A 22,100-nucleotide genomic window follows, 5' to 3' on the forward strand; every position below is an offset into this window, starting at 1 on the left:
TTACTTCCCCGTCTGATAAACAGCCGCACCTGTCGCGGCCGGACTATGCTGGGTTACGTCATACATCGTGTAAGACAGCGTGATGGTTGAAAATTGTGCCGGCAACGCCGGATCTACATAAAATTGCAGTGGCATCATCAGCTTCTCGCCTGCTTTGAGTGTTTGGCGCTGGAAGCAGAAGCACTCCATTTTGTTGAAGTATAAAGCGGCCTGACCAGGTGACACGGAGGGCACAGCCTGTGCGACCATCAGCGCTGAAGTTGGATTCTCGGCGGCATAGTGCACCACTTTAATTTCACCCGGGTGCACCTGGATCTGCCGGACTTCAGGTTCAAACCGCCACGGCATCTTCGGGTCAGGCTTGGCTAAAAACTCAATAGTGATAGTGCGCTGCTGATCAGTAACAGCCCGATCAGCAGTAGCAGCCATAGTGCTGGTTTTACCATTGAGCCCGGTCAGGTCACAAAACACGTCATACAATGGCACCAGCGCAAAACCAAACCCAAACATCAATACAGTGATGATTAGCAGTTTACGCAATAACGGCAGATGGTCAGGTGCCTGCATGATGCTGTCCTATTTCACATCCGGGGGGGTGGTAAAACTGTGGTATGGCGGCGGCGATGTCAGCTGCCACTCCAGACCTTCTGCACCTTCCCATACCTGATTGGTCGCCGGCTTACCGCCGTTAATACATTTGACTATCACCCACAAAAACAGCAGCTGTGACAGGCCAAAAGCAAAACCACCGATACTGATTAGTGCATTAAAGTCGGCAAACTGCAGAGCGTAATCCGGGATCCGCCGCGGCATCCCCGCCAGTCCGACAAAATGCATTGGGAAAAACAACAGATTGACCGAGATCAGTGAGCACCAGAAATGCCACTGCCCCAATGTCTCGTCATACATATGCCCAGTCCATTTTGGCAGCCAGTAATACGCCGCTGCGATAATCGAGAAAATGGCCCCGGTCACCAGCACATAGTGGAAATGTGCCACCACAAAGTAAGTGTCATGATATTGGAAGTCCGCCGGTGTGATCGCCAGCATCAACCCGGAAAAACCACCGATGGTAAATAACACGATAAACGCAATCGCGAACATCATCGGCACTTCAAAGGTCAAAGCGCCGCGCCACATAGTGGCAACCCAGTTAAAGACTTTCACCCCGGTGGGCACAGCAATCAACATAGTGCAGTACATAAAAAACAGCTCTGCAAAGACTGGCATCCCTGTAGTAAACATATGGTGTGCCCAAACCAGAAAAGACAACAGCGCAATACTGGATGTGGCGTACACCATGGAGGCATAGCCAAACAATGGCTTACGGGAAAAAGTCGGCACTATGCTGGACACGATACCAAAGGCCGGCAGAATCATGATGTAGACTTCAGGGTGACCGAAGAACCAGAAGATATGCTGGAACAAGACAGGATCCCCCCCACCGGCGGCATCAAAGAAACTGGTACCAAAATATTTGTCAGTCAGCACCATAGTCACAGTCCCGGCCAGTACCGGCATTACCGCTATCAGCAGGAAAGCGGTGATCAGCCAGGTCCAGACAAACAGTGGCATTTTCATCCATGTCATGCCGGGAGCACGCAGGTTGAAGATAGTCACAATGACGTTGATCGCCCCCATAATGGAGGATATCCCCATGATATGGACCGAGAACACAAACAGAGCCGTGCTGTCACCACTGTATTTGGTCGATAGCGGCGCATAAAAGGTCCAGCCAAAACCTGGACCGCCGCCTTCCATAAACAAAGACATCAGCAAAATGGCAAAGGCGAACGGCAGGATCCAGAAACTCCAGTTATTCATTCGCGGCAACGCCATGTCTGGCGCGCCAATCATCATCGGGATCAACCAGTTAGCCAGGCCAGTAAAAGCCGGCATCACTGCGCCAAACACCATAATGAGACCATGAACTGTGGTCATCTGATTAAAAAATGCCGGTTCTACCAGCTGCAAACCCGGCTGAAACAGTTCGGCACGGATCACCATTGCCATCAATCCGCCGATGAAAAACATCGTCAGCGCAAACAGTAAGTAAAGGGTGCCGATATCTTTATGATTTGTTGTATAAAACCAACGTTTAAAGCCAGCCGGCGGATGATGATGGCCATGATCTGCTGTGTGCGGATCGGCATGCTGATCTGTATCTGTTGAAATTGTGCTCATGCCTTACTCCTTCTGTCCGTTTTTGGCTGCCTGAATATCAGCAGCCTGGACCAGATCACCGGTGTTGTTGTCCCAGGCGTTGCGCTCATAGGTGATAACCGCAGCAATTTCCTGCAGGCTCAGCTGTTTAGCAAAAGCCTGCATGGCAGTGCCGGTTTTACCGTGCAACACAATGTCAATGTGAGTGCCTTTTTGTGCCGCTTCAGTCGCAATTTTGCTGCCTTTCAGCGCCGGGAAAACGCCGGGTAAACCGGTACCTGTCGGTTGATGACATGCGGCGCAATAACCCTGATACACCTTTTCGCCCAAAGCCATCGCATCAGGCATCGTCATCTGCATTGATAACAACTCCTGCTCGGCTGCTTTCAGCTTGGCCAACCGTTCCCCTTCCGCCTGGATCCAACTGTTAAAATCCTCTGGTGTTTTCGCAACTACTACAATCGGCATAAACCCATGATCTTTGCCACAAAGTTCAGCACATTGGCCGCGGTAGGTGCCTGGTTGCTCTACCTGAGTCCATGCCTCATTGATAAAACCTGGATTTGCATCTTTTTTCACCGCAAATGCCGGCACCCACCAGGAGTGGATCACGTCATCCGAGGTCATCAGGAACCGGACTTTCTTGCCGGTAGGAATAACCAGAGGCCGGTCAACTTCCAGCAGATAGTTTTCGTTTTTGCGCAGTTTGTTTTGAATTTGTTTGGCTGGCGTGGCAAGCAGCGAGTAGTACTCAACCGGATATTCAAGGTACTTGTAATGCCATTTCCACTGTGAGCCGGTGATCAGAACAGTGACTTCTGATTTACTGGTATCTTCCATCGCAATCAGGGTGCGGGTAGCCGGGATAGCCATCAAAATCAGGATGACAACGGGAATTGCAGTCCAAAGCAGTTCTACTTTGGTGCTTTCATGAAATTGCGCAGGCTGCACACCTTTTGCTTTGCGATGATGAAGAATGGACCAAAACATGGCACCAAAAACCACCAGGCCAATTGCGCAGCAAATGTAGAAAATCGTCATATGCAGGTCATAGACCTTCTGACTGATTTCCGTTACTCCCCGAGTCATATTCAGGGGCATTTCTGCGGCGATAGCCGAATCGACACACAACAAGGCAAGCAGCGAGCAACGATGGTACATCGTGTTCGCCACAGCACGTCTCCTCTGTCAGTTTTGCTAAAACTGTTGCCAGAATCCGACGCGCCCACAACTATGCATCCCGATTCTGCAACTTATCGTTGTTATTTTTTCCTATAAGAAACCAGCCATGATCTTTTATTTGACCATTTGTTTTAGCAGGTTCTGCTTAAGAATTAGACAAAATAGCCAAAAAGCCAAGGTGGGAATGAAAAAAAACGCCTTCATCATAAAAACGAAGGCGCCTCTTTTAGATTCAATGATTTAAATAACGTGTTACCAGGTCTGAGTTCGCACAACCCCGACAGCCAAACCTTCTATCGCAAAAAACTGCTGGGTTAAATCAACTTTTATCACATTAAAGTCGTTGTTTTCGGGGTGTAAGTAAACAAACTGGCCATCTTTGCGGAATCGCTTCACTGTGACATCTTCATCAACTCTGGCGACAATCACTTCTCCCTGACGGGCCTCAGTCGTTTTGTGCACGACCAGTAAATCGCCATCCAGAATACCGATGTCTTTCATGCTCATTCCCGACACTTTTAACAGAAAATCTGCCGACGGGTGAAACAGGTTAGCGTCTATCTGGTGGTATTGTTCGATATGCTGAGTTGCCAGAATCGGCTGACCGGCGGCAACCCGGCCAATCAAAGGTAACCCCTGAATTTCCGGTTCGTTCGCTGCATCGTCTGTCGCATCATCCACCAGCCGGATCCCTCTCGAAGTTCCGGGCAACATCTCAATGAAACCTTTTTTTGCCAATGCTTTCAGATGCTCTTCGGCAGCATTTGCAGATTTAAATCCAAGTTGCATCGCAATTTCAGCCCGGGTTGGCGGCATACCGGTCTGGGCCTGATAGTCTTTCAGAAGTTGCAGAATTTCGGCTTGTCTTGGTGTGAGTGGTCGCATGATGCTGAATGCCTATACAGTGGATACTGGGAGTATATACAGTGAGTTCTGCTGTGCCAAGCCTAATTCCGCACAATTTACTGGTAAGACCTGAATTTGGCGCTGGTTTTCATTCCATGCTAAAGTAGCGGGCTGTCTGTGTTGCAGGTTCCATATGTTTGCCCGATTAAAATTTCTGGCCAGATTATTATATTGGCCGCTTAAACCGCTGGTGCAATGCAAAATTGTCACCACGAACACCCAGACTGGTACCAGCGACCAGCCCCTGTTTTATATCACCAAAGTGTCTTCAGCCACCGATCTCGCGACCTTGATGCGGGTTTGCCGGCAATTAGGTTTGCCGGCACCGGATGACGAAGTGCAGCTAGGCAATGTGCGTTTACCCAGAACCCTGTATCTGGAAAACCCGAAAACCCTGAGTGGTCACCAACATCCCAGCACTGCGCTACAAATCGGCCAGCAGATGTTACAGGCGCATCTGGACCCGACCCAAAATGCCCAACTAATGCCTGTCTCAATCAACTGGGGACGCGCGCCTGGCAAAGAAGCCAGCGTCAAAGCCATTATCGGTGAGCAGGCTGCGCCGAACTGGCTGCAAAAACTGTTTATCGTGCTGATTTCTGGCCGGCACACTTTAGTGCAGTTTTCCAACCCCTTGTCGCTGCAGGATATGACCACAAAATATGGCACCAGCCCGGACACCGCGCACAAATTGCTGCGACTGGCCCGTTTTCAGTTCTATCGCCAGCAGCTCGCGGCGACAGGCCCGAGACAACCGGACCGCGGCGCCTTATTCAACGCGCTGTTAGGCTCTGCTTCAGTGCGCCAGGCCATCGAAGATGAAGCCGCACAAAAGCAAATCCCGCCCGCAGCAGCACGCCAGGAAGCGTTGCTGTTGCTGGAAGAAATCGCAGCCGACCAACGCGAGTCCACCGTCCGGGTTGGTGACCGTTTTTTACGTTGGTTATTCAGTAAGCTCTATACCGGCATTCAGGTACGCAACAATGAGCAGGTCCGGGATTTAGCCCAACGTGGCCATGAAATTGTTTACCTGCCCTGCCACCGCAGCCATATGGATTATTTGTTGCTGAGTTATGTGATTTACCAGCAAGGTCTGGCGTCGCCACATATTGCCGCCGGCATTAACCTGAACTTCTGGCCCATAGGTAAACTGTTCCGCCGTGGCGGTGCATTTTTTATCCGGCGCAGTTTCAGCGGCAATAAGTTGTATTCTACGGTGTTTCGCGAATATCTGACCCAGCTGTTTCGCAAAGGCTACGCCGTCAAATATTACAGTGAAGGCGGCCGCAGCCGCACCGGCCGCTTGTTGCAACCTAAAACCGGCATGCTGGCGATGACCATTCAGGCGATGCTGCGCGGCATAGACCGTCCGGTCACAATTGTGCCGGTTTATCTCGGCTATGAACACGTGATGGAAGTCGGTACTTATCTGCGTGAATTAAAAGGCCTGCATAAGACCAAAGAGTCTGCTTTTGGTATTCTGAAAGCTGCCACTAAGCTGCGCAATTACGGTTTTGGCTTCGTGAATTTTGGTGAGCCACTGTCGGTCAACCAATATTTGCAACAGCAGGTACCTGACTGGAAAAGTGCCATAGACCCGCTCGAACCGGCGAAACCGGAGTGGCTGAATCCGTTGGTCGCCCAACTAGCCCATCAGGTGATGCTGCGAATTAACCAAAGTGCGGCAGTGAATAGTGTGAACCTGCTGGCAACCTGCCTGCTGTCGGCGCCGCAACAAGTGATGCCGGAGCAACAGCTGCTAACACAAATGTCGCTGTATCGCCGTTTGCTGCAACAGGTGCCTTATCATCCCAATATCAGTTTTGCTGAGGGTGAGATAACCGACTGGTTACGCCATGCACAGCGTCTGCAAAAAGTGCAGATTGAACAGGATAACTTCGGCGCTCTGGTCCGGTTTGCCCCGCATGACCAAGTGCTGGTGAGTTATTACCGCAGCAATATCAGCCACTTGTTTATGATCCCGGCCATTTTGGCGACCGCGCTGTTACGACAGCAGTCCACCGCAGCACAATTACAACAGTTGTGTCAGCAACTCCAGCCGTTGCTGGAGCAGGAGTTATTCCTGTCACCACAGCATTTACAGAGTTATGTCGAAGGGATCTTGTTGTTTTTGCAGCAGGAAGAACTCATCTTTGTCGAACCAGCCGGTGCGGAGTATCACCTTAATCTGCAACACTGTGCAAAGCTGGAACTACTGGCAAGTCTGGCTGATGGCATGCTGCAACGGTATGCGATGGTGTTGCAACTCATCTCCGGCTCAGAGCCGATGGAACGAGATGTACTGGAACAGCAGGCGCATCAGCTGGCGCTGCGGTTGTCGACCTTACACGGACTGGACGCGCCGGAGTTTCATGACAAAAAGTTATTTGTCACACTCATTAACGCGTTAAAAGACCAAGACTATTTGCACGTGGACCCGGAGCATAAACTGCAGCCGGCCAGCACATTTGCGCAGCTCGAAGCAGCCATTTACCAGCTATTGCCGGCAACCGTCAGCGCCAGCATCCGTCAGATTGGCCAGCTGCCAGCAGCTTAACAGCCAGGGCGCTCACTCGCCCCTGGCTTTTTCGTAACTGCGGATCACGCCTTCCTGCATGGTCGAAGCCACCAAAGTGCCGGCGCGGTTAAAGAACTGACCGCGCACCAGGCCTCTGGCGCCGGACGCGCTTGGGCTATCTACCGCATAGAGCAGCCAGTCGTCAAAGCGAAAATCTTCATGAAACCACATAGCATGGTCTATCGTTGCAACTTGCATATTTGGCGCCATAAACGACTTACCATGCGGCTGAAGTGCAGTCGGTAAAAAGTTAAAATCGGAGGCATAAGCCAGCAAATATTTGTGTACCCGCAGGTCATCCGGCATAGCGCCATTCGCCTTAAACCAGACATAACGTTTGGCCTGACTGACCTGGGGTTTAAATGGATTATGAAAAGCCACAGAACGCATCTCGATGGGCTTTTCGCAAATAAATTTACTGCGAATAGATTCCGGGATCAGCCCGGCATGTTCGCGATAAAACTCCAAATCTGACACCAAATCTTCCGGCTGCGGCACTTGTGGCATCAAGTCCTGGTGAGCAAAACCAGGCTCATCGGCCTGGAAAGATGCAGTCATGTAGAAAATCGGTTTGCCATATTGGATAGCACTGACCCGGCGCGTGCTAAAACTCTTGCCGTCGCGGATATTCTCCACTTCGTACACTATCGGGCGAGCCGCATCGCCTGGGCGCAGAAAATAGGAGTGAAAGGAATGCACTTTGCGGTCTTCAGGAATAGTCTCTTTGGCTGCAGACAGCGCCTGCCCCATCACCTGGCCGCCGAACACTGCTTTAAAACCCAGGTCCTGGCTCTGGCCCCGATACAGCCCGTATTCGATGGTTTCTAATTTCAATAATGACAATAGATCTGACAATACCTGGCTCATCGCTGTTCCCCGAGAATCCTAGTGGAAGCGTATTCTGCAACAAGCAGCGATAAGAACCAAGTTCTAAAGGCTGGATCAGCGCCGGCCGCCCCCACCGCCCAGGCTTTGTTGCAATGTACCGTCGTTGACCATTCTTTCAGCCTGCTTTCGTTCCTCTTCCTGTTGCCCGACAGTTTTGCAGACTTTTACACTGCGGTTGCTGCCCAGCACTTTTTCCTTGCGACACAACAAGGCACTTTTGTCGGTGTCCTTGGTATAAGCTTTGACAACAGTCACTGTGGTTGGCGTGGCATTTGTCGCTTTGACTTCCTGGGTTTGAGCGGACTGTGACGTTGAAGTACAAGCGGTCAGACTCAGGCAACCCAGTAATAACATCCATTTCAGTTGATACATTGCATTCTCCCATTATCAATAATGCAACATCTAACTTACGCGTTCAGCTCTTGCGGCGCAACAGCACAACTGCTAATTTACCTACATTAACTACAAAATCAGAGATCAGTGACAGGATGTACTGGGTTTTTAAAACGGAACCGGCAGAGTGCAGCATCTTGGACATTCAGGCTGCAGGCGCAACAGGCTTGATCTGGGAGGGTGTGCGGAACTACCAGGCCCGGAATTTTCTGCGCGATCAGGTTAAAATTGGCGATCAGGTCCTCATTCATCACTCCAGCTGTGATCAGGTCGGTATTGCCGGCGTTGGCGTTATTTTGACTGCAGCTTTTGCTGATCCCAGTCAGTTTCAGCCACAGAGTCCATATTTCGACGCAAAATCAACACCACAGAAAGCGCCTTGGGTGGCGGTGCAGGTTGGTTTCGTCCAACGGTTCAATACAGTGCTGACGATGGCCGAACTCCGTCAGATCTCAGGGCTGGCTGAGATGTTGTTATTGAAAAAAGGCAACAGATTGTCGATTATTCCGACAACAAATGCAGAATTTGACCTTGTACTTTTTGCAGCAAAGGCTTACAGTGAAAGTTGAGTCTTTCACCGACATTAGTGATTAAATTGAAACGGAGTTGTTAGCAATGGTTGCAGTGGCTGAAGACAGACGTGCTGAAGAGAAGAATCTGGACTATTTCTGGGACCGGTTAAACATCGCGCAGAAATTTTCTGTCTCTGAACTACAACGTTTTGGTTATGAGCTGGCATTTGTCCGTCGTAGCCCAAGTTTCAGTATGGCGGTGTTAAAATCCGGCGAACGTCTGGCTGCAGTTGACCAGGATGGCCAGATTGATACTGCACCTTCTATTGCATTACGCAACTAAGCATTCAGCCAGCTATCTCAGCCTGACCTGGCCGTTGTTCTTTGTGTGAATGTTCTTTTGTCAGCAGATACATTTGCTGACACATCTGCAAGTAGCCACCAAAACTCTGTTTTTGCCACCCGGGAATCAAACGACCGTGGCGTGCAACAGATGCCTCAAAAGCTGCCAATTCAATATCCGCATGAAGTTTCAGTGCCCGCTGTAATGCCGCTTTAAAGCTCAGACGACGGCCAGAGATCTCTTTACACAAGGTTGGGATCAGCTGCATCGCAACTTCAAACTGATACAACTCGTCTTCCGGCATCCGGCTGAATCTGCGGGCCGCACCAAGCTGCAACAGCAAAAACTGACTGAATTCTTCGGCAAGCTCGTAGGTAATTTGCTGAAACTGGACGGATTCCTGATCCAGCATTTTAAATTGCACCAGCAACCTTTTGTGCTCTGACGCCAGACTGTCAGTTTTGACCACCATCACAATCGTCAGCACTATCAGGCATGCAATTGCCAAAACCCACCAGATCACCGCGACATCCCAGATATTGATTACAATAATTTATTGAAATTTAACATAAAAGGCTGTTGCTCAGCCAGCGCTGAGCAACAGTTTGTTCAATTTAACCGCGTTGGACCCGGGCGATGTACAGGTCGATTTGTTGTTCCAGTACCGATAACGGCACACTGCCGTTGGACAATACCGCATCATGAAATTCACGCACGTTGAATTTCTCACCGAGCGTTTTTTCCGCTTTTTGCCGTAAGCGTTTGATGGTCAGTTCGCCCAGTTTGTAAGACAGCGCCTGCGCCGGCCAACTGATATAGCGGTCCACTTCTGTGGTCACGTTATGCATCGACAACGCAGTGTTTTGTGCAAGGAAATCAATCGCTTGCTGACGGCTCCAGCCCATTGTATGCATGCCGGTGTCGACCACCAGACGACAGGCGCGCCACATTTCATAAGTCAGGCGGCCAAAATTGCTATAGGGATCAGTATAAAAGCCCACCTCAAGACCGAGATACTCAGAATACAGTCCCCAGCCTTCACCAAAAGCCGAGGTATAAAAACTGCGGCGGTACACCGGCAAACTGTCCTGCTCATTGGCCAACGCTACTTGCAAATGGTGGCCTGGTACCGCTTCATGCAGCGTCAGGGCTTCCAACTCATATAAAGGACGACGGTCCAGTGCATAAGTATTCACCCAGTAAAAACCTGGTTCGCCCGCCGCGCGGCCACCGGCATAACGACCTGTGGTGTATTTAGGAGCTATTTCCGCCGGCACAGGTTCGACGCCATAAGGCGTACGTGGCAGTGTTTTAAACAATTTCGGCAATTGTGCGTCGATTTTCTTCGACAAATAAGCCGCTTCTTTCAGCAATTGCTCTGGTTTAGTCACATAAAATTGCGGATCAGTGCGCAGGAACTGGACAAACTCGGCAAAACTACCTTTAAAGCCGGTTTGCTGAATAACCTGCTGCATTTCAGCGCGGATGCGGGCAACTTCCTGCAGACCAATCTGATGCACTTGCTGTGGCGTCATTTTTAACGTGGTGTAGTGCTCGAGACGATTCTGGTAAAAGGCGGCACCGTCGGGTAATGCAATTGCCGCAATATTGTCCCGCGCGCCAGGCACATATTGGGTCGTAAAGAAATCCAGATATTGCTGATACACCGGCGTGATTTGCTGACTGATTAACGCACTGGCCTGTTGCTGCAAAGCCTGCCAACGCGCGGGCTCGATGCCGGCAGGCTGTTTCAGCAGCGGCCGGTAGAACGGGCTTTTCTGCGGATCTGTACTGATAAAAGATTTGATGCTGTCTTCGTAGCCGGCTAACACCGCTTTGGGCTGGGTATAACCTTTGGCAAGGCCCTGACGCATCCATTCTATCTGCTGCTGCATATACAGGGGCAACGCGGCCAGTTTCTCCAGATAACTCTGCAGGTCTTTTTCCGTTTTTACTGACGACATATTCAGCATAAACAACACGTCGCTGTGAAAACCGGATTCAGCCGTCAACGGCATGTACTGCGCGCCAAACCGGTACTCGTCAATGTCGTTTTGCAAGCGGTACTGTAAAATCGCGAAGTTTATTTTTTGCTGTTCAGATAAACCACTGACATTGGTTTTATTCAACTCCGCCAGTAAAGCTAAACGTTGCTGCTGCGCTTTTTCCAGCGCAGTCGCCGACATATCAGGTAAACCAGACTTGGTATTGGTCTGGACCTTTTCAACACGCTGCCACCAGTCGTTAGCGAAGCGATCAAAATCAGCGGGCGTAGAGGCTGGTTGCTGTGCGCAGGCCATCAAAGCAGCACAACACAGCGAAACCAAAAATTTTTGTTTCATTTCCGGCAATCCAAATGGCTATATCACAGCGTTGATTGTATACAAATCTGCACGTCGTTCAGTTGCTAACCGGCTTAGATTTTTGCTTATTGAGCGGATTTTATGCGCCAGCTCAGTAACCGATAGCAGCATGTTCAGACAAACATCTGAATAATCTGAAAAAAATCCATTATTGCCGCAAAAAAGGCTTGGCGGCTCCGGGTTGTCCCGTTATTTTAGGTGTGACAGCGCTGTAATTTCTCGCACGCGCTTGCGTTGACATGGCTTTTCCGTAACATATCGGCCTTAAGTTACGCTAAGTCTATGCAGTATCCATTGGAGTTTTACTTGGCATGATGTATCAGGACTCAATCGAGCAAGCCAGTGAGAAGGCGGCGCTAGCCATTGCCTTCCTGCAGCGGCATCGTTTGGCCGCTCACCCGGTAAACTTCACTGTTGCCTACGAATATATCAGCGGTGTGATCGCTGAACTTTGCCAGACCATCGAAGATAAACTGACCGCCCGCATTCCGTTTGACGATTTTGTCATGACGGAACTGTATAGCAATTACATAGTGCCGACTGGCCGGCAAAACGAAGCCATGATTGCCGCGGTCTATAAGATGGTCAACGCGCTGAATCAGCAGTCTGAACAAGCCGGTGAAGCCATCCATGATTATATCGATGTGCTGGACCACAGCCTGGTTGCGCTGAAAACCGATACGCCGGTACAAGCGCGGGAAACCGTCAGTCGTATCTTATCCGCGACTTACGAACTCAAAGCCAGTCAGCAGAAGTTGCGTGACCAGCTAATGAAATCCAACGACCAAAGCTATCAGTTGCGCGCCGAGCTGGAACAATTAAAACGCGAGCGTCATGTCGATGCCTTAACCGGCCTCTACAACCGGCTGGCCATGCAGGAACATATCGACCAATGGCTGGCCGAAAACCCGCACCGTCGTATTGCAGCCATCGCTGTTGATCTCGACCATTTCAAGCAATTTAATCAGGACTACGGCTACAACATCGGTGACGTCATCTTGTCAAAAGTGGCGAAAAAAATCAGTGCTTATGTGCAGGAGAGCGGTCTGCCGGTCCGTGCCGGTGGTGAAGAATTCCTGATTTTGTTGCCGGATGTCGACCTGCGCACCGCCAGTGAAATTGCTGAACAAGTGCGCCGCGGCGTAGAAAAGCTACGTTTTGTATCATCGCGCAGCAAAAAAGCGCTGCCGAAAGTGACGATTTCTCTTGGTGTCGCCTTATATCAGGCTCAGGAAAACTGGCACCAGTTCTTAGCCCGCTCCAATCAGGTGCTGAGTGTCGCGAAAAAGCGTGGCCGCAATCAGGTTGCCACCGAAGCAATGCTGTAAACCCGTCGCATGAGTGCGCCGCTGCTGAAAGATTTGTTTGACCTTGCCTTGTTGCAACGACTGGCGGCCGCCGTCAGTCAGCAGCACCCGCGTTTCGCCACCGATTTTTTTATCAACACACTTTGGGACTCGGCCTACGCTGAGCTGAGCCTGAAACAGCGGGTCCGTCGCATCGCCACCACTTTATATCAGCAGCTGAATTTACCTTTTGCCGACTGCTGCGAGCTACTCAAACCGGTCAGCAGCGAGATCGGTGGCTTGCCGGGTTTTATTTTTCCGGACATCGTCGAGCAGTTTGGCCTTGATGATTTTGCCACCTCGATGCAGGCGCTGGCGCATTTCACCTGTTACTCGACTGCGGAATTTGCCATCCGGCCTTTCCTGCAGCGCTACCCGGAGCAGAGCCTGCAACAGCTGCAGCAATGGGCCGGTTCGGACAATGTGCATCTGCGCCGGCTCGCTTCCGAAGGCTGTAGGCCCCGCCTGCCCTGGGGGCAGAAGCTGCCGCAATTTATTGCCGACCCAAGCCCGTTGTTTCCGCTGTTACAGCGCCTGAAGCAAGACCCGGAAGATTATGTCCGGCGCAGCGTCGCCAACAATCTGAACGATATCAGCAAAGACCACCCGGACCTGGTGCTGCAGCTGGCGCAGCAATGGCATGGCCAGCATCGCCACACTGACTGGATCCTGAAACATGCTTTGCGTGGACTGTTAAAACAGCGCCATCCACAGGCACTGCAGTTATTTGGCTGCAATACCCGAGCGCTGAACGCTTCGCTGACACTGGCGCAGCAGCAGCTGAATTATGGCGAGGTGCTGCAATTTGCCGCACAGCTGCAGCTGCACGATGGTCCGGCGCCGCTGCGCGTTGAATATGCCATTGATTTTGCATCAAAAAACGGCAGCAAAAGACACAAAGTATTTCAATGGCTGCAGCGGGAAGCCGGCCCAGGTACGCTTGAGTTGCAGAAAACCTATCGTTTCAGCGACCTGACGACCCGCCGGCATTATGGCGGCGCCCATCAGCTGCACCTGATCGTCAACGGCAACATCCTCGTATCTGCGACATTCGATTTGATCCGCGACAATTGATCCACCGCTTTCGGTTGGAGTCTGCAGCGGGATCTTTTACACTAGCGCCACATTCTTTCCGGCTAAGGTTATTTCATGTCTGAACAACAGCATTCCGGCACCCAAGACAGCACCCATTTTGGTTTTAAAACTGTTGCCCGTGACGACAAGGTCTCGATGGTTGCCAATGTATTTCACAGTGTTGCGGCCAAATATGATGTGATGAATGACCTGATGTCGCTTGGCATCCACCGCCTGTGGAAACGCTTCACTATTGATTGCAGCGGTGTGCGGCCCGGTCAGAAAGTGCTGGACTTAGCCGGCGGCACCGGCGATCTGACCGCGTTATTTTCCCGCCGGGTCGGCCCGACCGGTCAGGTGATCTTGGCCGATATCAACGAATCGATGCTGAACGTCGGCAAAGACAAGCTGCGTGACCTGGGTCTGGTTAACAACATCAGCTATGTGCAGGCGAACGCCGAAGCCTTACCTTTTGCTGACAATAGTTTTGACATCATTACTATCGCTTTTGGCCTGCGCAACGTGACCGACAAAGACGCGGCATTGCGTTCAATGTTCCGCGTGCTGAAACCCGGTGGTCGCTTATTGGTGCTGGAGTTCTCCAAACCGACCGAAGCCTGGCTCAGCAAAGTCTATGACCTGTATTCCTTTAAACTGTTGCCGGCGATGGGTCAGCTGGTTGCCAACGACCGCGAATCTTATCAATACCTGGCAGAATCTATCCGTATGCACCCGGACCAGGACACACTGAAACAGATGATGCAGCAAGCCGGTTTCGCTGAAACCAGCTATCACAACCTGACCGGGGGCATTGTCGCCTTACACCGCGGTTATAAATTCTGACGAGCTGATGATGCTGAAACTGTTGCTGCCCGGCTTATTGTGCACTGTCGCGGAACAAGTGCTGAACCCGTTGATTGGCATGGACCCGGATGCGCCGTCGCGCCTCAACCGGCTGCAGGGCAAACAGTTTGCGGTGCGGTTACGGGGTATTTCGCTGCGGCTGGTGTTTACGGCGCAGCAAAACGGCATCTGGCTGAACAGCCATGACGAACCGGTCGATTGCAGCATTTGCGCCGATTTATCGGCCTTGCAGCAACTCACTGACCCCAGCCAGCTGACCCGCTTAATCCGTGAGGATAAACTACAAATCGATGGCGACCTGCAAACACTGCAACAGTTTTCGCAGTTTTTTCAGCAGCTGAATCCGGACTGGCAGGAACGCTTGTCGGTTTATTTGGGTGATGCGGCAGCGCACAAAGTTGCCGGTGGCATCCAGCTGCTGCAACGCAGTATCCGCCAATATCTGCAGCAAAGTGAGCACAGCCTGCGCGAGCTGGCGCAGGACGAATTGCGGCTGACGCCGGTCGCTGCCGAAGTGCAGCAATTCAGCCAGGACGTCAGCGCAGTCGCTGCCCGTACCGAACTTTTACAACGCCAGCTTGCTGGCCTGCTTTCGCAGTCACAGGCCTTCGCATGAGTATCAGCCGTTTTTATCAAATCATTAAAACCTTATTACAGCACGGCCTTGATGAGCTGATCCCGGCGCAGTGGCGCCCCTGGTGGCTAAAGCCACTGCGGGTCGTTTTATTCTGGCTGCGTAACCGCCATCCGCAACAAAGTCCGGGCGTCCGGCTGCGACTGGCACTACAAAGTCTGGGTCCGGTCTGGGTCAAATTTGGCCAAATGTTGTCGACCCGGCGCGATTTGTTCCCGCCAGAACTGGCCGATGAGTTGGCCAAACTACAGGATAAAGTAGCGCCCTTTGACGGCAATCAGGCACAGCGGCTGATTGAGCAGGCGCTTGGTCTTAATGACATCAACGAATTATTCAGCGACTTTGCCGTGACACCGCTGGCGTCGGCTTCCATCGCTCAGGTCCATACCGCACGCTTGCGTCTGGCCGATGGTTCAGCGCCGGAAGTCGTCATTAAAGTGATCCGGCCGGATATCGAACAACAAATTCAGGCCGATCTGGAACTGATGGCAGACCTTGCCATCGCCGCAGCCAGGTTTTTGCCAGACGGCAAACGGCTGCGGCCGCGCGAAGTCGTCGCGGAGTACCGCAAAACAATTCTCGACGAGCTGGATTTGCAACGCGAAGCCGCCAACGCCATTCAGCTGCGCCGCAACTTCGAAGGCTCCGAATCCCTGTATATTCCGTTTGTTTACAGCGACCACAGCCGGAAAAATGTCATGGTGATGGAGCGCATTTACGGCATTCCGGTGTCGGACACTGAGCGCCTGATTGCCAATGGCACTGACATGGAATTGCTAGCCAAACGCGGTGTTGAAGTGTTTTTCACCCAGGTGTTTCGTGACAGCTTTTTCCATGCCGATATGCACCCCGGCAACATCTTTGTGGCGCCGGATAAACCGCATAACCCGCAATACATCGGTATCGATTGCGGCATCGTCGGCACGCTGAACCGCGAAGATAAACGTTACCTCGCCGAGAACTTTGTCGCCTTTTTTAACCGCGATTACCGAAAAGTGGCCGAATTACACGTCGATTCCGGCTGGGTACCGGCTGACACCTCCATCGAAGAGTTTGAAAGCGCAATCCGCACCGTCTGTGAGCCGATTTTCCAAAAACCACTGGCCGAGATTTCCTTTGGTCAGGTGCTGATGAACCTGTTTAATACGGCGCGCCGCTTTAATATGCAGGTCCAGCCCCAGCTGGTACTGCTGCAAAAAACATTGTTATATATCGAAGGCTTAGGCCGGCAGTTGTATCCACAGCTCGATCTGTGGAAAACCGCCAAGCCGTTCCTGGAAAACTGGGTGAAGCAGCAAATGGGCCCTTGGGCTATGCTGCGACAAATCAAAGAAAACCTGCCATTCTGGGCCGAAAAGCTGCCGGAAATGCCCACTTTGTTGCATAGCTATCTGCAGCAACAACCGCGGTCGCAGCAAATGTTACTGGCACAATTACAACTGCTACAGCAGACCCAGCAACAACAGGGCCGAAGCCTGAAACTGATGATTGCCGCTGCAGCACTCATCATCAGTGCCACTGTTTTATTGGCACTGGGCCAACAAACGCTGGCACTTGGCGCTTTTATGCTGGGTGCCGCTGGTGCCGTTAAAGCAATATTGTCATAATTTTTTTATAGAATCCGCGCAGGGATCGGCGCCGGGCATGGAGTTCGGGCAGATAACAAGCGTATACTGGAACAGTTTTTAGTCTGAGGAAGCATATATCATGGGTCTTGGTGGCGTAAGTATTTGGCAGTTACTGATCATTCTGGTGATTATTGTGTTGTTGTTTGGCACCAAACGTTTGCGCAACATCGGTAACGATCTCGGTTCTGCAATTCGTGGTTTCCGTAATTCAATCAAAGAGTCGGATGAATCCACAGAGCAGGATGCAAGTTTTCCGGCCGAAGTAAAACGCGACGCTGCGGTGACAGCACAGCCAGCGGCAACACAACCTGCAGCGCCGGCCGCACCAGCCCAAAACGCGGCCCCGGTGAATCAGGTACAAGATAAACACTGATGAGTTTCTGGGAACTGGTTGTTGTTGGCGTCGTTGCTCTGCTGGTGTTAGGGCCTGAGAAGCTACCCGGCGCTATCCGCACTGTAACGGGTACCATTCGTTCTATCCGTGAATTCGGCCATCAGATGAAATCTGAATTGTCTGATGAGCTGCGGGTGCATGAACTGCACGAAAAACTACGGCAGGCTGAAGAAAAAGGCCTGCTCGGTTTGTCTGCAGACGAAATCAATGCGCTGGCCGAACTGCGCCAGGCTGCCGCGGATGTAAATAGTCCGTATAGCAAGCCCGCACAAGCTGCGACCGACATCGCGGCACAACTGCCAGCTGCCACACCGGTAGCAAGCACTCCCCCTGCAGTTACAGCACAGTCGGCGCCGGCTGCCGTCTCCCCTTCCAGTGGTCAACCAACAGCACAAGCGCATGAGCAAAAAACACCGACATGACCCCAACAGCCTGATGGGGCATCTGATTGAACTGCGAAACCGGCTATTAAAATCTATCGCAGCCGTGGTCTTGTTATTTTTGAGCCTGGCATATTTTGCCAACGACATTTATCACCTGCTGGCCATGCCGCTGTTAGCATCGCTGCCGAAGGGCACAACGATGATCGCCACTGGCGTGGCATCGACTTTTTTTGTGCCCTTTAAACTGACGTTTATCGTCGCTTTTGTGTTGGCTATTCCTTATGTGTTGTACCAAATCTGGAGCTTCGTCGCGCCGGCCCTGTACAACAAAGAAAAACATCTGATAGCACCGCTGATTATCTCGTCGACGCTGTTGTTTTATCTGGGAATTTCCTTCGCTTATTTCTTTGTGTTTCCGCTGGTGTTTGGCTTCTTTACCAGTGTCACACCTGAAGGCGTGGTGAACGCGCCAGATATCAGTACCTATCTCGATTTTGTCCTGCAGATGTTTTTTGCCTTTGGCCTGAGTTTCGAAATTCCGGTTGCCATGTTGTTGTTGATTTGGTCCGGAGTGATGGACAGAGCGACGCTGATTGAAAAACGGCCATATTTCATCGTCATCGCTTTTGTCGTCGCGATGTTTTTAACGCCGCCGGATGTGTTGTCGCAAACGCTGTTGGCCGTCCCAATGTGTATTTTGTACGAAATCGGCATCTGGCTGGGTCGCTTCTACGAACGGCCGGCTGATGACGCCGACGAAGCAGTCACGGAAGAGAACATTGATGAAAAGAGCTGATATGCGCAGGCTCAGTGCCTTGTTATTTTGTGGCCTGATTGGGTCAGTTACTGCCGCAGAAAGCCTGCAGCAGTGTCGTGATATTGCGGACGCCACCGCCCGCCTGAAGTGTTATGACCAGTATGTTGATGCCCACAGTGCCAAAAATGTCACTGCGACAGTGCCGTCAACCGCTACAGTCGCAGCGGCCTCAACAGCGAATGTGACTGAACCGGTGAAAACTGCCCGTGATGAAGCCTTGTTCGGTACCAGCGGTGAGACTATAGAGTCCAGAATTGCCGACCTGAACGTGCAGGTGCAAAGCGTCAGCACGGATTCGCGGCAAAAACTCGTACTGACCATGCAGAATGGCCAGCGTTGGCAGCAGCTCGATAATGGGTTTCTGAAAGTCAGTCAGGGTGACAGTTGTGTGATCAGCAGCGGCGTTTTTGGTTCGTACACGATGAAATGCCAACAAGGGACTAAATCGATCCGGGTTAAACGGATCCGCTGAAATCAAGCCCTCAGTTGAGAGTGACATCACTCAGGCCTGGAGACTTTAGGAGAGATATGCGAATTCTGAACGCACTGCCCCTGTTTTTGCTTCTGAACACTCCGCTACAAGCGGCTGACTTGCCTGCGGCGTTACAAAGCTGCTTACAACTAACAGCAGACCATGCCCGGCTGCAATGTTACGACCAGCTGGCTCGTAGCACCCAGCAACTCACTGCAACGCCTGCAACGCCTGCAACGCCTGCAACGCCTGCAACGCCAACAGTGCAGGTCGTGGCAGATCCTGTCCAGAATTTTGGTCTGGAAAAGCGCACGCCGGAGCAACAGGTTGAAGACCTGAAACTAACAGTCAAAACAGTCCGCACCACGTCAAAAGGCCGGCTCGAAGTGACCATGCAAAATGGTCAAATTTGGCTACAGATCGATGACAGCAGGTTGGATATCAAAGCCGGTGATGTCTGCACTGTCGCCCGCGCGACTTTTGGCTCTTTCCTGCTGGATAACGGCCGCAGTAACCGCAAAATCCGGGTCCGTCGTGTCGACTGACCCCAGCCGCTGGTTTGATGCGGGCGTGAATTTATTCAGCGCCCAATTCGATCAGGACCGGTCTCACATCGTCAGTCAGGCCCAGGCAGCGGGCGTCAGCGAATTATTGCTGATCAGCAGTGACCTCGCGGAGACCCAACTCAATCTGCAATTCTGCACTGAACATCCCGGCTGTTTTTTCACAGCCGGGGTACATCCTCACCAGGCCGATAATGTCAGTACAGACTGGCTGCAACAACTCGAACTGTTGTTACAACAGCCGGAAGTGGTCGCTGTCGGCGAATGTGGTCTGGACTATAACCGGATGTTCTCGGCCAAACAGCAACAGTTACGCGTGTTTTCTGCACAACTTTCCCTTGCCAAACAACATGCAAAAGCGGTTTACTTGCATGAACGGGACGCTTTTGCCGACCAAATCGATTTATTGCAGGCACATCAGATAAATCATGGTATCGCCCATTGTTTTACCGGTGATGTCGCACAACTGCGGGCATATCTGGATTTGGGCTTATACATCGGTATTACCGGCTGGCTCTGTGACGAGCGGCGCGGCACTGACTTACAACAAGCGTTGAAATTTGTACCGCTGGACCGTCTGGTCCTGGAAACGGATGCACCTTATTTGTTACCACGTAACTTAACGGACAAGCCGAAAAACCGCCGCAACGAGCCTGCATTTTTGCCAGCGATCGGCGCAAAAGTTGCCGCTTTACTGCAACTGGATATGGCAGTTGTCGCTAGTGCCAGCCGGGCTAATAGCCTGAAGTTGTTCCGGATCACTGCCGATGCCTGATTTCCAGCCCGTCCTCAATTTTTTCGCACCCGTTTTACAGTTTCCCTGGCTGTTCGTCCTGGTTATCAGCTTGAGCTTCAGCATTGGCGCTGCCCTTTGTGCCTTAGTGGTTTATCGCAAACAGCTGATTTGGCAACGGGAAACCGCCGAGCGTCTAGAAGACAGTATCCAATCCCGCACGCTGGAATTACAGGTTGCCCTGACTGAACTGGCAGAAAAAAACCGCGCGCTGGAAGAACAAAATACACTCGATGCTTTAAGTGGCGTGCGCAACCGCGCCTATTTTGATAAAAAAATTCAGGCCGAAATGAAACGCAGCCGGCGTGAACAGCGGCCGCTGGCGTTAGTGATGCTGGATATTGACCACTTTAAGCAGATTAACGACCAGCACGGCCATCTGGCCGGAGATGCAGTGATCCGCGGCGTCGCGCAGCGGATTCAAGCATTGCTGAAGCGCTCCAGCGATCATATCTGCCGTTATGGTGGTGAAGAGTTTGCCTTAATTCTGCCGAATACTGATGCCGAAGGTGTAGTCGCGCTGGCTGAGCAAATCCGTCAGGCGATTGCAGATACACCGTTTGAGACCGAAATCGGCGAGCTTGGCGTGCAGATCAGCGCCGGCTGTTATGCGGTGGTCGCAGAACCCGGGATGGTCAGCACAGATTATATTCAGGCTGCCGACCGGGCCTTATATCAGGCCAAACAGCAAGGGCGTAATCAGGTACAATTGGCACCCGCACCGGAACCTGAAGCCGGTGATGCTGTCCCTGAGCCAACCGAAGGAACTACGGATGAATCCGAACTCTAGTTATTTCCCTGCCGGCCGCATGCGCCGGATGCGTGCCGACGATTTCAGCCGCAGGCTGATGGCCGAACACCAGCTGACTGTCAACGACCTGATCTACCCAATGTTTATCATCGACGGTGACAATAAACGCGAAACTATCGCCTCAATGCCGGGTATTGAACGGCTGACGCTGGACCTGCTGCTCGAAGAAGCACGTCTGCTCGCAGATTTAGGCATTCCCGCCATCGCGATTTTCCCAGTGACGGCTGCTGACAAAAAATCCTTAGAAGCCGAAGAAGCCTGGAACCCGGATGGGCTGGCCCAGCGCGCCGTGCGCTTGCTGAAACAGCACGTACCAGAACTCGGTGTGATCACTGACGTCGCACTGGACCCGTTCACTACGCATGGCCAGGACGGCATCATCGACGACAGAGGTTATGTGGTGAATGACATCACCACAGATGCACTGGTGAAACAGGCGCTGTCGCACGCCGAAGCCGGCGCCGATATCGTCGCACCTTCAGATATGATGGACGGCCGTATTGGTGCCATTCGTGAAGCGCTGGAAGCCGAAGGTTATGTCAACACACGGATCATGGCCTATTCCGCCAAATATGCGTCCAGCTACTATGGCCCGTTTCGCGACGCGGTCGGCTCTGCCGGCAATTTAAAAGGCGGCAACAAAAAGAACTACCAGATGGACCCGGCTAACAGCAATGAAGCCCTACGTGAAGTGGCGATGGACCTGGAAGAAGGCGCCGACATGGTGATGGTAAAACCTGGTATGCCATATTTAGATATCCTGCGCCGTGTCAAAGACGAATTTGGCGTGCCGACTTTTGCCTATCAGGTCAGCGGCGAATATGCCATGCATGTTGCCGCTATCCAGAACGGCTGGCTGGCAGAAAAACCGGTGGTGATGGAATCCTTATTGGCATTTAAACGCGCCGGCGCCGATGGCATCCTGACTTATTTCGCCAAAAAAGTAGCGATTTGGCTGAAAGAACAGTCGGTCTGATAGTCGCCAGAAAAGAC

23 protein-coding genes and 1 pseudogene are annotated in these 22,100 nt (G+C 51.8%); 16 read left to right on the top strand and 8 right to left on the bottom strand.

All coding sequences use genetic code 11. From position 1 onward, the window contains the following. The 4 genes from ABNT34_RS01295 to lexA form a co-directional block, all read right to left on the bottom strand. Positions 1-567, bottom strand: coding sequence for a cytochrome c oxidase assembly protein (locus tag ABNT34_RS01295; protein ID WP_348728076.1), 567 nt, complete (start codon positions 565-567; stop codon positions 1-3). A gap of 9 nt (positions 568-576) precedes the next feature. Continuing rightward, on the bottom strand, positions 577-2,184 hold the full coding sequence (gene ctaD, locus ABNT34_RS01300) for a cytochrome c oxidase subunit I (protein ID WP_348728078.1): 1,608 nt from the start codon (positions 2,182-2,184) through the stop codon (positions 577-579). Between the two features lie 3 nt (positions 2,185-2,187). After that, entirely contained in the window at positions 2,188-3,336 is a 1,149-nt protein-coding gene (coxB, locus tag ABNT34_RS01305) for a cytochrome c oxidase subunit II (protein WP_348728080.1), read from the bottom strand. Between the two features lie 261 nt (positions 3,337-3,597). Further along, positions 3,598-4,230, bottom strand: coding sequence for a transcriptional repressor LexA (gene lexA / locus ABNT34_RS01310; protein ID WP_348728082.1), 633 nt, complete (start codon positions 4,228-4,230; stop codon positions 3,598-3,600). A gap of 154 nt (positions 4,231-4,384) precedes the next feature. On the opposite strand from lexA, the gene plsB reads away from it, so the two are divergent. Further along, on the top strand, positions 4,385-6,808 hold the full coding sequence (gene plsB / locus ABNT34_RS01315) for a glycerol-3-phosphate 1-O-acyltransferase PlsB (RefSeq protein WP_348728084.1): 2,424 nt from the start codon (positions 4,385-4,387) through the stop codon (positions 6,806-6,808). Positions 6,809-6,820: 12 nt separating this feature from the next. Here plsB and tesB read toward each other — a convergent pair whose 3' ends face one another. After that, on the bottom strand, positions 6,821-7,696 hold the full coding sequence (gene tesB / locus ABNT34_RS01320; RefSeq protein WP_348728086.1) for an acyl-CoA thioesterase II: 876 nt from the start codon (positions 7,694-7,696) through the stop codon (positions 6,821-6,823). 75 nt (positions 7,697-7,771) lie between these two features. Then, positions 7,772-8,089, bottom strand: a complete 318-nt coding sequence (locus ABNT34_RS01325; RefSeq protein ID WP_348728088.1) for a hypothetical protein — start codon at positions 8,087-8,089, stop codon at positions 7,772-7,774. Positions 8,090-8,205: 116 nt separating this feature from the next. Here ABNT34_RS01325 and ABNT34_RS01330 point away from each other — a divergent pair, with 116 nt between their 5' ends. Then, complete coding sequence (locus ABNT34_RS01330; protein WP_348728285.1) at positions 8,206-8,679, top strand: EVE domain-containing protein; 474 nt, start codon at positions 8,206-8,208, stop codon at positions 8,677-8,679. Between the two features lie 46 nt (positions 8,680-8,725). Next, complete coding sequence (locus tag ABNT34_RS01335; protein WP_348728090.1) at positions 8,726-8,965, top strand: hypothetical protein; 240 nt, start codon at positions 8,726-8,728, stop codon at positions 8,963-8,965. Between the two features lie 4 nt (positions 8,966-8,969). Here ABNT34_RS01335 and ABNT34_RS01340 read toward each other — a convergent pair whose 3' ends face one another. Both ABNT34_RS01340 and ABNT34_RS01345 read right to left on the bottom strand, forming a co-directional pair. Next, the gene (locus ABNT34_RS01340) at positions 8,970-9,473 is read right to left on the bottom strand and encodes a hypothetical protein (protein WP_348728092.1); all 504 of its coding nucleotides are present in this window, start codon (positions 9,471-9,473) and stop codon (positions 8,970-8,972) included. A gap of 106 nt (positions 9,474-9,579) precedes the next feature. Then, complete coding sequence (locus ABNT34_RS01345) at positions 9,580-11,307, bottom strand: DUF885 domain-containing protein (RefSeq protein ID WP_348728094.1); 1,728 nt, start codon at positions 11,305-11,307, stop codon at positions 9,580-9,582. Between the two features lie 332 nt (positions 11,308-11,639). On the opposite strand from ABNT34_RS01345, the gene ABNT34_RS01350 reads away from it, so the two are divergent. The 13 genes and pseudogenes from ABNT34_RS01350 to hemB all read left to right on the top strand — a co-directional run bounded on the left by ABNT34_RS01350 (position 11,640) and on the right by hemB (position 22,083). Continuing rightward, on the top strand, positions 11,640-12,656 hold the full coding sequence (locus tag ABNT34_RS01350; protein ID WP_348728096.1) for a GGDEF domain-containing protein: 1,017 nt from the start codon (positions 11,640-11,642) through the stop codon (positions 12,654-12,656). 9 nt (positions 12,657-12,665) lie between these two features. Then, a complete protein-coding gene (locus ABNT34_RS01355) occupies positions 12,666-13,748 on the top strand; it encodes a DNA alkylation repair protein (RefSeq protein WP_348728098.1) in 1,083 nt (360 codons plus the stop codon). A 75-nt stretch (positions 13,749-13,823) separates the two neighbouring features. After that, positions 13,824-14,591, top strand: coding sequence for a bifunctional demethylmenaquinone methyltransferase/2-methoxy-6-polyprenyl-1,4-benzoquinol methylase UbiE (ubiE, locus tag ABNT34_RS01360; protein ID WP_348728100.1), 768 nt, complete (start codon positions 13,824-13,826; stop codon positions 14,589-14,591). Positions 14,592-14,601: 10 nt separating this feature from the next. Next, positions 14,602-15,228, top strand: a complete 627-nt coding sequence (locus tag ABNT34_RS01365; protein ID WP_348728105.1) for an SCP2 sterol-binding domain-containing protein — start codon at positions 14,602-14,604, stop codon at positions 15,226-15,228. Then, positions 15,225-16,853, top strand: a complete 1,629-nt coding sequence (ubiB, locus tag ABNT34_RS01370; RefSeq protein WP_348728107.1) for a ubiquinone biosynthesis regulatory protein kinase UbiB — start codon at positions 15,225-15,227, stop codon at positions 16,851-16,853. The genes ABNT34_RS01365 and ubiB overlap by 4 nt, the downstream gene beginning before the upstream one ends. A gap of 100 nt (positions 16,854-16,953) precedes the next feature. Beyond that, positions 16,954-17,112: pseudogene (tatA, locus tag ABNT34_RS01375) on the top strand (twin-arginine translocase TatA/TatE family subunit); the annotation flags it as partial. Between the two features lie 134 nt (positions 17,113-17,246). Continuing rightward, positions 17,247-17,690, top strand: a complete 444-nt coding sequence (gene tatB / locus ABNT34_RS01380) for a Sec-independent protein translocase protein TatB (protein ID WP_348728109.1) — start codon at positions 17,247-17,249, stop codon at positions 17,688-17,690. Beyond that, positions 17,668-18,447 carry a twin-arginine translocase subunit TatC gene (gene tatC, locus ABNT34_RS01385; protein ID WP_348728111.1) on the top strand — a complete coding sequence of 260 codons (780 nt, stop codon included), beginning with the start codon at positions 17,668-17,670 and terminating at the stop codon, positions 18,445-18,447. The genes tatB and tatC overlap by 23 nt, the downstream gene beginning before the upstream one ends. After that, positions 18,434-18,940 carry a hypothetical protein gene (locus tag ABNT34_RS01390; RefSeq protein ID WP_348728113.1) on the top strand — a complete coding sequence of 169 codons (507 nt, stop codon included), beginning with the start codon at positions 18,434-18,436 and terminating at the stop codon, positions 18,938-18,940. The genes tatC and ABNT34_RS01390 overlap by 14 nt, the downstream gene beginning before the upstream one ends. 56 nt (positions 18,941-18,996) lie before the next feature. After that, positions 18,997-19,485 (top strand): hypothetical protein, encoded by a 489-nt coding sequence (locus ABNT34_RS01395; RefSeq protein WP_348728115.1) that lies wholly within the window; start codon positions 18,997-18,999, stop codon positions 19,483-19,485. After that, on the top strand, positions 19,475-20,278 hold the full coding sequence (locus tag ABNT34_RS01400; protein WP_348728117.1) for a TatD family hydrolase: 804 nt from the start codon (positions 19,475-19,477) through the stop codon (positions 20,276-20,278). Before ABNT34_RS01395 ends, ABNT34_RS01400 begins: the two co-directional genes overlap by 11 nt. A gap of 70 nt (positions 20,279-20,348) precedes the next feature. Then, positions 20,349-21,086 carry a GGDEF domain-containing protein gene (locus tag ABNT34_RS01405; protein ID WP_348728118.1) on the top strand — a complete coding sequence of 246 codons (738 nt, stop codon included), beginning with the start codon at positions 20,349-20,351 and terminating at the stop codon, positions 21,084-21,086. After that, on the top strand, positions 21,070-22,083 hold the full coding sequence (gene hemB / locus ABNT34_RS01410; protein WP_348728120.1) for a porphobilinogen synthase: 1,014 nt from the start codon (positions 21,070-21,072) through the stop codon (positions 22,081-22,083). Before ABNT34_RS01405 ends, hemB begins: the two co-directional genes overlap by 17 nt. Positions 22,084-22,100 lie beyond the last annotated feature (17 nt).

Source organism: Rheinheimera texasensis (genome assembly GCF_964031785.1).
Classification (GTDB): domain Bacteria; phylum Pseudomonadota; class Gammaproteobacteria; order Enterobacterales; family Alteromonadaceae; genus Pararheinheimera; species Pararheinheimera texasensis_A.